Below are 13,369 nucleotides of genomic sequence, written 5' to 3' on the forward strand. Positions count from 1 at the left end.
TCTTCCTACAGCGGTGAAGGAATATGTGATTTTGGCACAGTTTGATCACCGGCGACGACGTCCGGTTACGCCTCTTTCCGACGGACGTCGACAAAAATCGGAGGATTGCTCTGTGCCGCATGATCATCGCGGATACCGCCGATCGCAGGCGGTGGCTCGCCGAGGAGAAAAATCGGCTCAAGACGTGCCACATGCAAGCCCACCGGCTCGTTCGATGCGGTTGACGTGACATTCAGGAGTGCCATAGTCGAATGAGTGAACACCAACGATCAACATTCCCCTCAAGCTGATGTTCCGCCAACCGCGACGCAAACTCTCGCCGAGTTAATCGCGACGCACGAAGAGCTCACGCACGTGGACTCGGGCGACGACCTTCGCCACAAGGCGGAGTACCACCAGGGCGAACTCGATCTGCGAGTCATCATCCCCGCGCTGGTTTTCGTCGTCGGAGTGGTCCTGTGGGGCCTGCTCGCGTCGGATAACTTCGCGAACTTCGCGGCCTCTGCCATCACCTTCGTGGTGCAGGACTTCGGGTGGGCCTTCGTCCTGTTCGGCACCGGCATAGTCGCGTTCATCATTTGGATCGCGGCGTCGAAATTTGGCCGCATCCGACTCGGCAGAGACTCCGACGTTCCCGAGTTTTCTACCGTCTCGTGGATCGCGATGATGTTCGCCGCGGGCATGGGCATCGGCCTGATGTTCTACGGCACGACGGAACCTCTGACGTTCTACCGCGAGGGCGTGCCAAACCACGAACCGCATGATGTCGGCGCCTCGTTTGCGACGACGCTCTTCCACTGGACGCTGCACCCGTGGTCGATCTACGCGGTGGTGGGACTTGCGATCGCCTACTCGACATTCCGGATGGGTCGCAAGCAGCTGCTTTCGCGCGCATTCATCCCGCTCATCGGTGAAAAGCGCGCTGACGGACCGCTCGGCGCAACGATCGATGTGCTGACGATCGTCGTCACGGTCTTCGGTACCGCCGCTTCCCTCGGCATCGGCGCGCTGCAGATTAGCGCTGGCCTTGATCGTACCGGCCTCATCCCTGGGGCGTCGATGAGCACGATCATCGGCATCATCCTGGTGCTGACACTAGCCTTCCTTATCTCGGCGATGTCGGGCGTTGGCCGCGGCATTCGCATCCTGTCGAACGTCAACATGATCCTGGCGTCCCTGCTCGCGATCTTCGTGTTCATCCTGGGTCCGAGCATCCCCATCCTGAACATGCTGCCGACCTCGGTCGCGAACTACCTCGGCCAGTTCTTCGAGATGGCCGGCCGCACCGCCGATTCCGCCGATGGCACCGCGGGCGAATGGCTGTCCGGTTGGACGATCTTCTACTGGGCGTGGTGGATCAGCTGGAGCCCCTTCGTCGGAATGTTCCTCGCGCGCATTTCCCGCGGCCGCACGATCCGCGAGTTCATCGTCGGCGTGACGCTGGTGCCCGCCACCGTCACGACCATCTGGTTCTCGATCTTTGGCGGCACCGCCGTCGACTTCGAGCAGGCGGGCAAATCAATCTGGGGCGACGGCGATTCCAAGCGTCAGCTCTTCGACCTGCTCTACCAGCTCCCCGGTGGCGCAATTGCCGCCGTCGTCGCGATGATTCTGTTGGCGACCTTCTTCATCACCTCCGCGGACTCCGCGTCGACGGTGATGGCGTCGATGAGCCAAAATGGCCGCCTCATCCCAAGCCCGTGGGCCTCCGCCGTTTGGGGTAGCCTCACCGCTGCGATCGGCCTGACGCTGCTCGTTTCGGGTGGCAACGACGCGCTGGAAAATCTCCAGTCGGTGACGATTATTGTCGCTTCGCCGTTTCTTATCATCATCGCGGCGCTCGCCGTCGCGCTGGTGAAGGGGCTGGCGAACGATCCGCTCTACATCGATCACAAGTCGCAGCAAGAGTTCGCCATGAAGCTTGCCCGCGAGCGACGTTTGCTTGAGGAGCATCGTCGCCGCCGCAAGAAGGGCGGAGCACGCAAGCGGGAAGCCACTCGCTAGTTCGCTCGCCCCAAGCGCAGAAAGGGTCGGCTTCACCTAAAGGGAAAGCCGACCCTTTCTCTCGCTCTACTAACTGGCTGCTTCGAGCTCGCGTTGCTGCTCTGGGGAGAGCTTTGCGATGCCAATTCCCGTCGCGGCCCACAAGAGTGCGAAGCCGATCGCAATCCAGTTCGAAACCGCCCACGGTAGATAACTAAAAGTTGCTACTCCTAGCGTCCCCGCCATGTAGGCACCTGCAGCGGTCCACGGCATGATGGGTTCGATCACGGTCACGGAATCCTCGATTGTGCGAGAGAGGTTCTTCGGATCCAAACCTCGCTCGACGTATGCGGGACGGAGGATCTCGCCAGGAATCAAAAGGGACACCTGACCATTGGAGGTGATTCCGATAGTCGACACACCGGTAACGACCGTCGCGGCAATGAGGCCGAAGGTCGACTTCACCTTTCCGAGTAGTTTCTCAATCAAGATGTTGAGTGACGGCGTGACCGACATAACCCCCGCGAATGAGATTGCACAGAAGCAGATCAAGAGCGTCGACATCATGGAGTTCATTCCGCCGCGATCAACTAGCCGAGTGACATCCTCGATGACATTGGCTGAATCGAAGCCAGGCGCTGTAACCATGTCGATATTGAAGCCATTCACAGCTGAGACAACCGTGTCTTTCAGTGAAATCCCCTGGATCACTACAGCGTTAAAAGCAGCGATTACCCCTGAGGCGAGCATGACTGGCACTGTTGGCAGTTTGAATGCCGATCCAAGGAGTACGAGGAGAACGGGGAGGATAAGGGGAATCACCCACCCACCTGTCAAGTTGAACGCGCTGGACAGGGTGTCCATTACTAGCCCAACCTTCTCTGGAACGTGACCCGTGGCGGTGTTGGTAAGTCCGAAGTACAAGTAGACAGTTGCTGACACTAAGAACGCCGGAAGGGTAGTCCATAGGAGGTGCTTGATGTGCACAAACAGGTTCACACCAGTTGCGAGGGAAGCAATATTCGTTGTGTCTGAAAGTGGCGACAACTTATCGCCGAAGTAAGCTCCCGCAACGACCGCTCCGGCAACGACAGCAAGATTCGCATCCATGCCGGCTGCAACTCCCATGAAGGCCACGCCGATCGTTCCCGCGGATCCCCACGATGTCCCGGTACATAGGGAGACGATGGCGGTAACCACCAGCGCTACCAGAGCGAGGTATTTCGGCGAGATCAACTTCAGCCCATAGTAGATCAGCATTGGAATCGTTCCGCCTGCCATCCACGTTCCGATAAGCAATCCCACCACGATAAGGATGAGAATTGCGGGCATTGTCTTTGCGATCTTCTGAGAGATCGACTCGATAATGTCGTCCCAGGTGTATCCGAGCCGGATCGCCACTATCCCTGCAACTACCGCAGCTGCAATCAGAAGCGGTTCCACCGGTAGTTCGAACGCGATGTAGCCACCCCCGAGAAAGACCAATAAAGCTAGGACGGGGAGAAACGCCTGGAACAGCGTTGGAGTCTTCCGCTCTCGGCTACGTTTTCGTTGCTCTTCAGGCGAGGCCTGAGTGGTCATGGCTTTCCTCCTGAGTTTGGGGTTGCTTCGATAAATTGATCAAGTGCTTTACAAAGCAAATCTGGGGGAACAGCGACGTTGAGGCGGGCATAACCTTCGAAGCTTGATCCAAAATCCGAGCCAGTAGAGACTGCAACACCGGCTCGTTCTTGCCAGCTGTCTAGATCTGCGGGAGATGTGATGTACTCCTGTAAGTCCAGCCATAGAAGGTAAGTGCCCTCAGGTCGGTGGCAGCGGACTCGTGGCAATCCTTCGCGGATCAGATTCATCGCTAGCGCGATGTTCGCGTCGATCCGTTCATTCAGCGCATCGACCCAACCATGGCCGTGATTCCAAGCGGTAACCGTGGCGGGAATTGCAAAGTAGTTGGGATTATGAAGCCCCATATTGCGTTTTGCATTCTCCAAGAGATCTCGCTGGAACTCGCTAGATACGATGATGGCTGCCGACTCTAAGCCGGCTGTATTAAAGGTCTTGCACGGTGACGTACAAGTTATGAGAAGACCGCGCTTCGACAACTCGGCGGCCACGGTTTCCAGGGGAAGATACGTCTCCCCTAACCTGGTGAAATCAGAGTGGATATCGTCACTGACGATCAGCGTGCTGTTCTCGAGCGCAGCTTCTGCGATCAGTTTCAATTCACTACTCGTCCACACCCGCCCGGTGGGGTTGTGCGGTGAACAGAGCAGGAATATGTCGGCTCTGGCCATCGCCTTCGACATGGCTGACAAGGGGATCTTCCAGCCCTCATCGGTATCGTCAAGGTTGACTTCGAGCAGGCGACTTCCCCGACGTGCCACAACTTCGAGGATTGGTCCATATGCCGGCATGAGAGTCGCAACGGTTGGGGGACGCTCGTAGCCGTATGTCAAGAGCGCGGAGATCATCTGGACGATACGCGGATAGAAGACGACCCGGTCTTCCTGAACATCCCAACGGTGGCGCGAGGACTGCCAGTTCACGCAGGCCCTCCGAAAGTCCTCGAAGACCTCCGTATAGCCATAGATGCCGTGTTCCGCAGCCTTCTCAATTGCCCGCTTTACAGCGGGGCACGTTTGAAACTCCATGTCCGCAACAGAAAGACTCAGTGATTTGGGGCCTAGCGGGGCAGCTAAGAGATCCCATTTTGCAGACCAGGTGTTCCACCGGGGCGTTGCACTTTCGAAGTCAAACACCAATTTCAGGCCTCCTTGCCTCTTTTTGGAACTTTGGTGACCGGTGGGGGTTATCCGCGCTTGAGTACGTTGGCGGCCTGCTTGGCAGCGCCGAGTGCGACGTACTCCGCGGGGGCGGGGACGTCGACGTCGATTCCGAGGACTTCGGGCAGGATGCGCTGCACGGCAGCCGACCGCGCTCCCCCGCCGATAAGTCGGACCTTGCTGAGGCGCACGCCGCACTCGCTCACAGCGGCTGCGGCATTCGCCATCAAGATGGCAAGTGCCCGCACAGCGGCGTGGGCGAGATGGGCGCGATCCCAGTTCGCGAGGGTCATACCGGTTAGTGAGGCGGTCGCGTCCGGCAGGTTCGGGGTGCGTTCGCCCTCGAAATAGGGCGTCATTTCCAGGCCTGCGCCGTCGGCGACGGACAGCGCGAGCTCGTCGAAGGCCGCGAAGTCGACCCCGAGGAGCTCGGCGGTGGATGAGAGGATCCGCGCGCCGTTCAGGGTGCAGACGAGCGGGAGCCAATTGCCGGTGGCATCCATGAAGCCGGTGATGACACCGTTCGGGTCCCACACGGGCTTATCGCTCACGACGGCGACGACGCCGGAGGTTCCGATCGAGATCGATGCTTCGCCTGGCTGCAGGCCGAGTCCGAGGGCGGCTCCGGCATTGTCGCCGCAGCCGGGGCCGATGAGGGTGCCGGCAGCGAGGCCGATCTCTTCGATATCTCGCGTCACCTCGCCGGCGACGTCAAAAGGCGCGACGACGCGCGGCAGCTGGATGTCAGCGGCCCGTGCTTCACTGGCTTTCAGCGCGCGGGCGAGGAGGTCGAGGCGATACTCGGCAGTGCGCAGATCGAGGTAGCCAGTTCCGGAGGCATCGGAGCGATCCGTCGTGAGGTCGGCGATCTCGCCGGTACCGGCAAGGCGCCAGCTGAGGTAGTCGTGCGGAAGGCAGATCGCGGCGGTGCGTTCCAGGGATTGCGGCTCGTGTTCGGCGAGCCAGCGCACCTTGGAGACCGTGAGTGAGGCAACCGGCACGGACCCGCACGCCTCGGCCCACGTCTGCGCACCGAGTTCCTCGGTGAGCTCGCTCGCGGCCTTGGCGGATCGAGTGTCGTTCCACAGCAGGGCGTCTCGCACGAGCTCGCCGCTGGCATCCAGCGTCACGAGTCCGTGTTGTTGGCCGCCGACCGAGATCGCGGCAACGTCCGAGAGCCCGCCGGCTTCCCGCGCGGCGGCTCGAAACGCCTGCCACCAGGCCTCGGCGCTCACCTCGGTGCCGCCCGGGTGGGGCGCCGCCCCGGAGCGGATGATCTCGCCCGAATCCGGATCGACGATGAGAACCTTGCACGACTGCGTGGAGGAATCCACGCCCGCGACGAACCTTGCCATGGCGAGCTACCCGATGAGGTGGCGCATGGCGTTGTGGTAGAGCTCCACGTAGTGGTACTCGCGTTCGCCAGCGGCTTCGGGGTCAATGTCGTCGGAGGCGAGCAGGTCCGCGTAGCTCTCGCCCTCGGCCATGGTGGGCTCGGCGAGCTCAGGAATGGAGGCCGCCGCCATGAGCTCCTGGGTGTAGGGATCGGCGCGGAAGGCCTTCGCCTTCTCCGCGAGCATGAGGTACATTTCCATGTTCGCCGCTGCGGCCTCCCACACGCCCTCCATGCCTTCGGTGCGGGTCGGTTTGAAGTCGAAGTGGCGCGGTCCGGTGTAGCGGGGGCCACCGCCCGGGAAGCCGTTTTCCAGCAGGTCGACGGTAAAGAATGCGCTGGAGAGATCGCCGTGGCCGAAGCTCTTGTCCTGGTCGTACTTGATGCCCGACTGGCCGTTGAGGTCGATGTGGAAGAGCTTGCCGGCGTTCAATGCCTGGGCGATGCCGTGCGTGTAGTTGAGGCCGGCCATCTGTTCGTGGCCCGTTTCCGGGTTGAGGCCGACGATATCGCCGTGATCGAGTTCGGCGATGAGGCCTAGGGCGTGGCCGACCGTCGGCAGGAAAATGTCGCCGCGGGGCTCGTTCGGCTTCGGCTCCAGGCCGATGCGCAGGTCGTAGCCCTGCTCCTTGATGTAGCCGGCGACGGCGTCCAGGCCCTCCTTGTAACGCTCGAATGCGGCGTTCAGGTCCTTAGAGGAGTCGTACTCGGCGCCCTCGCGACCGCCCCACATGACGAAGACTTCCGCGCCGAGTGAGGCGGCGAGATCGACGTTGCGCAGGATCTTCTTCAGGCCAAAGCGGCGAATGGCGCGGTCGTTGTTCGTCAGTCCGCCGTCTTTGAAGATCGGGTGGGTGAACGTGTTGGTCGTGACCATGGGGATGACGAGGCCCGCGGCTTCGGTGGCATCCTTCAGCTTGCCGACGATCTCGTCGCGCTCGGAATCGCTCGCATCGAAGGGGAAAACGTCGTTGTCGTGGAAGGTAATGCCATAGGCACCGAGCTCGGCAAGTTTGGTGGCGTATTCCCACGGGTCCAGGGCGGGACGGGTCGCGTCGCCGAACGGATCGACCGCCTGCCAGCCAACGGTCCACAGGCCGAAGGAAAACTTGTCGCTCTTTGCTGGTTGCCGCATTGCTCGCTCCTTTGAGATCCACACGCACTTTTGTTTAATCCTCAAACTAATACCGCGTTGCGCGTGTGTCAAGGGGATTTGTTGAGTAGATTGAAAAAATGCCGAAGCACTCCGTTCGCGCGGAAAACCTGCGCGCAATGAACATGCAGCTCGTCCTGGCGCACGCGCTCGCATCCGAAGTACCGCCCTCCCGGGCGCAGATCGCGTCGGACGCGGGGCTCACGAGAGCGACGAGTTCGCGCCTCGGTGACGAGCTGGTTGCGGGTGGGTTGCTCGACGAGCTACCGCCGCCGCCCGCGACGGGGCCCGGTAGGCCCGCGCTGGGACTCGTGGGCTCGGCCCGCGTCATCGGGATCGGTGTCGACATCGGGGTGGATGCGCTGCGCGTCATTGCGATCAACCTGCGCGGTGTGGAAGTCGCGCGCCGAGTACGCATCGGGGACCTCGTCGGCTCGCGCCCCGCAGACGTCCTGCCCGAGCTCGCCGTCATGATCGCCGACGTCGTCGGCCAGCTGCAGGCCGATGCGCGGCTGTGCGGGGTGACGATCGCTGTGCCCGGCCTCGTCGATTCCGACGCGGGCATTTTGCTGGATGCGCCCAACCTTGGCTGGCACGATGTGCCCATTGCCGACGACGTTGCCACAGCGCTCGCGGACACCCCCGCCGCGGGGCACCTCCCCCGCCCGCAGGTGATGAACGAGGCGAACCTCGCGGCGCTCACCGCCGCCTTCCGCGCCCCGGGCGCGCCTCGCCCCCGGCAACATTTTGCCTACCTTTCCGGCGGGATCGGCGTCGGTGCCGCGATCGTCGAGGGCGGCACGGTCATGACCGGCGAGCATGGCTGGGCCGGCGAAATCGGCCATCTCACCGTCGACCCGAATGGGCCCGACTGCCGCTGCGGTTCCACGGGCTGCCTCGAACGCTATGTCGGCCGCGAGGCGCTCACCGAAGCCCTCGGCCGCCACGCGGAAACCGGCGATGCTCTCGACGTCAGCGCTCAGGCCCTGGGAGTCTCGCTCGCCGCGCTCGTCAACTTGCTCGACGTGCCCGTCATCGTTCTCGGCGGGCAGCTCGCGGAACTGCTGGAGCGCAAGCGAGAGCTCATCGAACAGGTACTGCGACGCCGCGCGATGGCGGCGCGGCGCGTACCGATCGACCTCACGGCGACCGAGGCAGGCGAGGACGCCGTGGTCCTCGGTGCGGCCTATGCGGCGTTCACGAATCTGCTCGCAGCGCCGATCGATTTCCTAGCCGCGCCCGCACCCTGAGGCGCGCTACCCGCTGCGGTTTTCGCGCATGATCCACACGTTCAGCGCCGTCGCGAGCGTACCCCAGGCGGGATAGGCGGCGAGCAGCGCCCCGCGCGTCTTGTTCACGCGCCAGGTGCGGCGGGTGAGCTCGGCGGCGGCAACAACGCCACCTGTCGTAGCAAGGACATTTTTGGACAGTCGTGACGTGTCAGAAATATACCTAGCTTAGCTAGCTATCACCGGTTCCCGCGCGATTATACGCGTATCGAGGAGCGCGCCAATGAGCGCGGCGGCAAGCGCGGGCAGCACCCACGCCATCTGGAAGGCGCCGCCCGGCACGCCCGCGAGCACCTCGCGCAACGGCGCGAAGGCCGCGATGCCCGTCGTCGCGAGAGCCTCGGGCAGCGCGACGGCGGCCGCGACCCACGCCGCGAGTCGGTAGGTCCAGCGCAGCTGGCGGGGGCGAACAATCGCGAGGGCGGCCTCGATCAGCGCGACGGCGATAATGCAGATCGCGACGGGGTAAATGAGCTGGTTAATGGGCGCGACGACGGCGAGGATCGCGTCCAGCCCGAGGTTTGCCAGGACGAAGGCGACGACGGCGTGCACGGCGAGGACGACGCGGTAGCGCGCGCCGGGGATGAGGCGCGCGAAGTACTGGCCGGCGGCGCCGAACAGGCCGACGGCCGTCGTGAGGCACGCGAGGATCGCGATCGCCCCGAACAGGGCGACGCCCGGCCGGCCGAAGAGCGTCTCGGCGGCGAAGGCGAGCGCCTGGGCGCCATTGTCCACTCCCGCGTCCGCGACGCGATTGCCGAGCAGCGCGAGCCCGACGTAGACGGCCGCGAGCCCGATGCCCGTGATCGCGCCGACGATCGCCATGGCCGGCAGTAGGCGTCGCCGCCCGGTAAAGCCGCGGTCGCGCAGCTGGGCGATGATGACGACGCCGAAGACGAAGGAGGCGAGCGCGTCCATCGTGAAATAGCCCTGCAGCAGGCCGGCGGGCAGCGGGTGGGTGGCGTACTCGCCGCTCGGGGCGCCGCCCGTCGCCGACAGCCGCCACGCCGCCGCCGTAATGAGGATAACGAGCAGGGCCAGCAGGGCGGGGGTGAGCCAACCACCGACGTGGTCGATGAGCCGGCGCGGGTTGATCGTCAGCGCGATGGCGATCGCGACGAAGGCGGCGGCGTACAGCGCGAGCGGCAGCGGCCCGGCCGCGGCAGGCCCGGCGAGAAAGGGCCGCACGGACATTTCATAGCTGATGGTGATGACCCGCGGGATCGCGTAGAGCATGCCCGTCGACAGGAAAATGACGAGCGTGAAGACGAGGCCCGGCATGGCGCCGATGCGGCTCGCGATCCCGCCGGACTCCCCGGGCCGTTCCGTCGCGACGGCAAGCATCCCAAGGATGGGCAGCGCGACGCCGGTGAGGAGGAATCCGGCGAGCACGGCGGGGCGGGCGCCCGCCGATTCGGCGCCAATCATGACCGGGAAGATGAGGTTGCCCGCACCGAAGTACATGGCAAAAAGGGCGAGGCCCGTCACGAGGTAGGTGCGGGAAACGGAGCGAGTCACGTCGAGCCAGTCTAGGCGCGAGGCCCTCGCGGAGCGCTCACCTTTTCACGATCCAAGATCGGTGCTGCCTGCCTCACGCAGCGCTGCCGCCAGCTCGCCCATGAGCGGGGCGAGCGCGGAGGTTTCCCGCCAGATCAGGCTGATGTCGCGGTAGGGGGCGGGCGCGGCAAATTCGCGTAGCGCGAGGGTGTCGACGGCGGCAACGGGCGGGGTGACGGCCAGGCGCGGCATGAGCGTGACGCCCGCTCCCCCGGCGACCATGTAGCGCAGCGATTCGAGCGAAGTCGCCCGGAAATTCGCCTGCCGGGCGCCGACGGACTGGCACAGGCTCAGGGCGTGATCGCGCAGGCAGTGCCCGTCGTCGAGCAGCAGGACGTCGACGTCGCGCAGCGCCGACAGCCGCAGCGGCTCAAGCTCCCCTTCAACGAGCGCGTGCCCGCGCGGAGCTGCGAGCAGGAACTCCTCGCGGAAGAGGTGCTCGGCGGCGAGCCCGTCGGCCGCCGGCGGCTCGGCGAGCGTGAGGGCGTCGATCTCACCGGCGAGCAGCTGAGCTAGCAGCGCCTCGGACTTATCCTCGACGAGGCGCACCTTGAGCTCGGGCAGGCGCTCGGCCAGGTACGGCATGAGGCGCGGCAGCAGGTAGGGCCCGAGGGTGGGGAACATGCCGAGGGTGAGCGTGGCGCTCGCGGGATCGGCCGCCTGCTGCGCGAGCATGCGGATCTCGGCGAGGTCGCTCATGACGTGCCGGGCACGCGCGAGCACCTGGCGCCCCGCCTCGGTAAACAGCAGCCCGGCGGGCGTGCGCTCCACGAGCGGGACGCCGAGCTCGGTTTCGAGCTTTTTGATCTGAGTCGACAGCGTCGGCTGGGACACCCCGGCGCGCACGGCGGCGCGCGAAAAATTGCCCTCCTCGGCTAGCGCGACGAGGTATTCCAGATCCCGCAGCTTCATCGAAACTCCCGTGCTCGATGCGCCCGCTAGGAGCGGATGAGGTGATCGAAGGCCGCAAGCGCAGCCGTCGAGCCGGCGCCGTAGGCGATGACGATCTGCTTGTAGGGCACCGTCGTGCAGTCACCCGCCGCGAAGACGCCGGGCAGGTTGGTGTGCCCGCGCTCGTCGATGACGATCTCGCCGCGATCGGACAGCGTTACGGTGTCGGTGAGCCACGCGGTGTTGGGCATGAGCCCGATCTGCACGAAGACGCCGTCGACGTCCAGGCCCCGGATCTCGCCCGAGGCGCGATCCTCATAGCTCAGGCCCGTGACCTTATCGCCGTCGCCGAGCACCTCGGTGGTGCGCGCCCCGGTAATGACGGTGGTGTTGGGCAGCGAGTGGAGTTTGTCGATGAGCACCTGGTCGGCCTTCAGCTCGTCCATGAACTCGAGCACGGTGACGTGCGCGGTCACGCCCGCGAGGTCGATCGCCGCTTCGATGCCGGAGTTGCCGCCGCCGACGACGGCGATGCGCTTGCCCTTGAACAGCGGGCCGTCGCAGTGCGGGCAGAAGGAGACGCCCTTGTTGCGGTATTCGTTCTCGCCGGGCACGCCCATGAGGCGCCAGGACGCACCCGTCGCGAGGATGATCGCCTTGGCGCGCAGGCGCCCGCCCGAGGTCGTGGAGATCTCGTGCAGCTCGCCAGGCGCGCCCGCCGGGATGAGCGCATCGGCCAGCTGCGGGGTGTAGACGTCGACGCCGTACTGGTCGACGTGCGCCTTGAGGTCTTCGGCCAGGCGCGGGCCTTCGGTGTAGGTGACCGAGACGTGGTTTTCGATCGACATCGTGTCGAGCACCTGGCCACCGCGCCGGTCGGTGATCATGCCGGTGCGGATGCCCTTGCGCGCGGCGTAGATCGCGGCCGCCGAGGCGGCCGGCCCGCCCCCGACGATGAGGACGTCGTAGGGTTCGGCCTCGCTCATCTCGGCGGCGGCGCGCGCCTCGGCGCCGGTATCGAGCAGCGCGATGAACTCATCGACGCCCGCGCGGCCCGAGGAGATGAGCTCATCGCCCTCGTAGGTGGCGGGCACGGCCATGACGCCCTTCGCGTCGATCTCGTCCTGGAAGGTGCCGCCCTCGACCGTCGTGTGCCGGATTTTCGGGTTGAGCACGCTGATCGCATTGAGCGCCTGGACAACGTCGGGGCAGTTCGTGCACGTGAGCGACATGTAGGTGACGAACTCGCGCGGCTGCGTGATCGCCTGAATCGCGGCCACCTGCTTGTCATCGAGCTTCGGCGGATGCCCGCCGACCTGCAGCAGCGCGAGCACGAGCGAGGTGAATTCGTGACCGAGCGGCAGGCCCGCAAAGCGCACGCCGATGTCGGTGCCGACGCGGCGGATGAGGAAGCTCGGGGTGCGCGGATCGGCAAGCTCGCCGACGCTGACCTTGTCCGACAGCGCCGCGATCTCGGTGAGCAGGTCGCGCGTTTGGGCGGATTTAGGGGAGTTATCGAGGCTCGCGAGGAGCTCGATCGGCTGCGAGACGTTGGTGAGCAGCTGCTTAAGTTGGGCGGTCAGAGCGTCGTTGAGGACGGGCACGAGAAATCCTTTGTGCTATCAGGACGAAAAGTTCAGGCGGCTGGGACGGCTGGGCACCGCGGGCGGAAGCGCGCGGGCAGCACGGCGGTGGGCCCCCGATGTTTCGAGGGCCCACGCCATGAGCTGGTTAGATCTTGCCGACGAGATCCAGCGAGGGGGCGAGGGTCTCTTCGCCCTCTTCCCACTTGGCCGGGCAGACCTCGCCGGGGTGGGCGGCGACGTACTGCGCGGCCTTGACCTTGCGCATGAGCTCGGAGGCGTTGCGCCCGATTCCCTCGGCGGTGACCTCCATGAACTGGATGACGCCGTCCGGGTCGATGAGGAAGGTGGCGCGGTCGGCCAGGCCCGCGCCCTCGCGCATGTTCTGGAAGTTGTTGGTGACGACGCCGTTCGGGTCGCCGATCATGTAGAACTTGATCTTGCCGATCGTCTCGGAGGTTTCGTGCCAGGCCTTGTGCGTAAAGTGCGTGTCGGTCGAGACGGAGAAGACCTCGACGCCGAGGCGCTGCAGCTCCTCGTAGTGGTCCGCGATATCGCCCAGCTCCGTCGGGCAGACGAAGGTGAAGTCGGCCGGGTAGAAGAAGAAGATGCCCCACTTACCAAGGACGTCTGCCTCCGTGATGTCGACAAACTCGCCTTCCTTGAATGCGGTCGCGCTGAAGGGCTTGATCTTGGTGTTCATGAGGTTCATGTGTGCTCCTAAAAAGCTCAGATTTCGC

12 protein-coding genes are annotated in these 13,369 nt (G+C 64.4%); 2 read left to right on the top strand and 10 right to left on the bottom strand.

Going from position 1 to position 13,369, the window contains the following annotated elements; genetic code table 11:
• Window positions 1–65 precede the first annotated feature (65 nt).
• The gene (locus MUN85_RS07810; RefSeq protein ID WP_250506195.1) at window positions 66–245 is read right to left on the bottom strand and encodes a hypothetical protein; all 180 of its coding nucleotides are present in this window, start codon (window positions 243–245) and stop codon (window positions 66–68) included.
• Between the two features lie 10 nt (window positions 246–255).
• On the opposite strand from MUN85_RS07810, the gene MUN85_RS07815 reads away from it, so the two are divergent.
• On the top strand, window positions 256–2,004 hold the full coding sequence (locus MUN85_RS07815) for a BCCT family transporter (protein ID WP_250506196.1): 1,749 nt from the start codon (window positions 256–258) through the stop codon (window positions 2,002–2,004).
• Window positions 2,005–2,073: 69 nt separating this feature from the next.
• Here MUN85_RS07815 and nhaC read toward each other — a convergent pair whose 3' ends face one another.
• Genes nhaC through xylA form a run of 4 tightly spaced genes read right to left on the bottom strand, consistent with a single transcriptional unit; the run spans window position 2,074 to window position 7,291 of the window.
• Window positions 2,074–3,564 (bottom strand): Na+/H+ antiporter NhaC, encoded by a 1,491-nt coding sequence (gene nhaC, locus MUN85_RS07820; RefSeq protein WP_250506197.1) that lies wholly within the window; start codon window positions 3,562–3,564, stop codon window positions 2,074–2,076.
• Window positions 3,561–4,739, bottom strand: coding sequence for a MalY/PatB family protein (locus MUN85_RS07825; RefSeq protein ID WP_250506198.1), 1,179 nt, complete (start codon window positions 4,737–4,739; stop codon window positions 3,561–3,563). The genes nhaC and MUN85_RS07825 overlap by 4 nt, the downstream gene beginning before the upstream one ends.
• A gap of 50 nt (window positions 4,740–4,789) precedes the next feature.
• Complete coding sequence (xylB, locus tag MUN85_RS07830; RefSeq protein WP_250506199.1) at window positions 4,790–6,118, bottom strand: xylulokinase; 1,329 nt, start codon at window positions 6,116–6,118, stop codon at window positions 4,790–4,792.
• A gap of 6 nt (window positions 6,119–6,124) precedes the next feature.
• Window positions 6,125–7,291, bottom strand: a complete 1,167-nt coding sequence (gene xylA, locus MUN85_RS07835; RefSeq protein WP_250506200.1) for a xylose isomerase — start codon at window positions 7,289–7,291, stop codon at window positions 6,125–6,127.
• 98 nt (window positions 7,292–7,389) lie between these two features.
• Between xylA and MUN85_RS07840 the strand changes: the two genes are divergently transcribed.
• Window positions 7,390–8,559 carry an ROK family protein gene (locus MUN85_RS07840; RefSeq protein WP_250506201.1) on the top strand — a complete coding sequence of 390 codons (1,170 nt, stop codon included), beginning with the start codon at window positions 7,390–7,392 and terminating at the stop codon, window positions 8,557–8,559.
• Between the two features lie 6 nt (window positions 8,560–8,565).
• Here the strand turns inward: MUN85_RS07840 and MUN85_RS12755 are convergent, their stop codons facing one another.
• The 5 genes from MUN85_RS12755 to ahpC form a co-directional block, all read right to left on the bottom strand.
• Window positions 8,566–8,757 carry a tryptophan-rich sensory protein gene (locus tag MUN85_RS12755; RefSeq protein ID WP_348647966.1) on the bottom strand — a complete coding sequence of 64 codons (192 nt, stop codon included), beginning with the start codon at window positions 8,755–8,757 and terminating at the stop codon, window positions 8,566–8,568.
• Window positions 8,758–8,766: 9 nt separating this feature from the next.
• A complete protein-coding gene (gene brnQ / locus MUN85_RS07850; protein WP_250506203.1) occupies window positions 8,767–10,116 on the bottom strand; it encodes a branched-chain amino acid transport system II carrier protein in 1,350 nt (449 codons plus the stop codon).
• Between the two features lie 45 nt (window positions 10,117–10,161).
• Window positions 10,162–11,067, bottom strand: coding sequence for a LysR substrate-binding domain-containing protein (locus MUN85_RS07855; protein ID WP_250506204.1), 906 nt, complete (start codon window positions 11,065–11,067; stop codon window positions 10,162–10,164).
• Window positions 11,068–11,093: 26 nt separating this feature from the next.
• Window positions 11,094–12,650, bottom strand: a complete 1,557-nt coding sequence (ahpF, locus tag MUN85_RS07860; RefSeq protein WP_250506205.1) for an alkyl hydroperoxide reductase subunit F — start codon at window positions 12,648–12,650, stop codon at window positions 11,094–11,096.
• Between the two features lie 127 nt (window positions 12,651–12,777).
• The gene (gene ahpC / locus MUN85_RS07865; protein ID WP_073716032.1) at window positions 12,778–13,341 is read right to left on the bottom strand and encodes an alkyl hydroperoxide reductase subunit C; all 564 of its coding nucleotides are present in this window, start codon (window positions 13,339–13,341) and stop codon (window positions 12,778–12,780) included.
• Between the last annotated feature and the right edge of the window lie 28 nt (window positions 13,342–13,369).

The organism is Bowdeniella massiliensis (assembly GCF_023634005.1).
Lineage (GTDB): Bacteria > Actinomycetota > Actinomycetes > Actinomycetales > Actinomycetaceae > Bowdeniella > Bowdeniella massiliensis.

What these genes read in the sequence shown, in the direction of transcription:
- MUN85_RS07810 (WP_250506195.1), bottom strand. Translation starts at nt 245, where the DNA reads ATGGCACTCCTGAATGTCACGTCAACCGCATCGAACGAGCCGGTGGGC.
- MUN85_RS07855 (WP_250506204.1), bottom strand. Translation starts at nt 11,067, where the DNA reads ATGAAGCTGCGGGATCTGGAATACCTCGTCGCGCTAGCCGAGGAGGGC.
- xylA (WP_250506200.1), bottom strand. Translation starts at nt 7,291, where the DNA reads ATGCGGCAACCAGCAAAGAGCGACAAGTTTTCCTTCGGCCTGTGGACC.
- MUN85_RS07840 (WP_250506201.1), top strand. Translation starts at nt 7,390, where the DNA reads ATGCCGAAGCACTCCGTTCGCGCGGAAAACCTGCGCGCAATGAACATG.
- xylB (WP_250506199.1), bottom strand. Translation starts at nt 6,118, where the DNA reads ATGGCAAGGTTCGTCGCGGGCGTGGATTCCTCCACGCAGTCGTGCAAG.
- nhaC (WP_250506197.1), bottom strand. Translation starts at nt 3,564, where the DNA reads ATGACCACTCAGGCCTCGCCTGAAGAGCAACGAAAACGTAGCCGAGAG.
- ahpC (WP_073716032.1), bottom strand. Translation starts at nt 13,341, where the DNA reads ATGAACCTCATGAACACCAAGATCAAGCCCTTCAGCGCGACCGCATTC.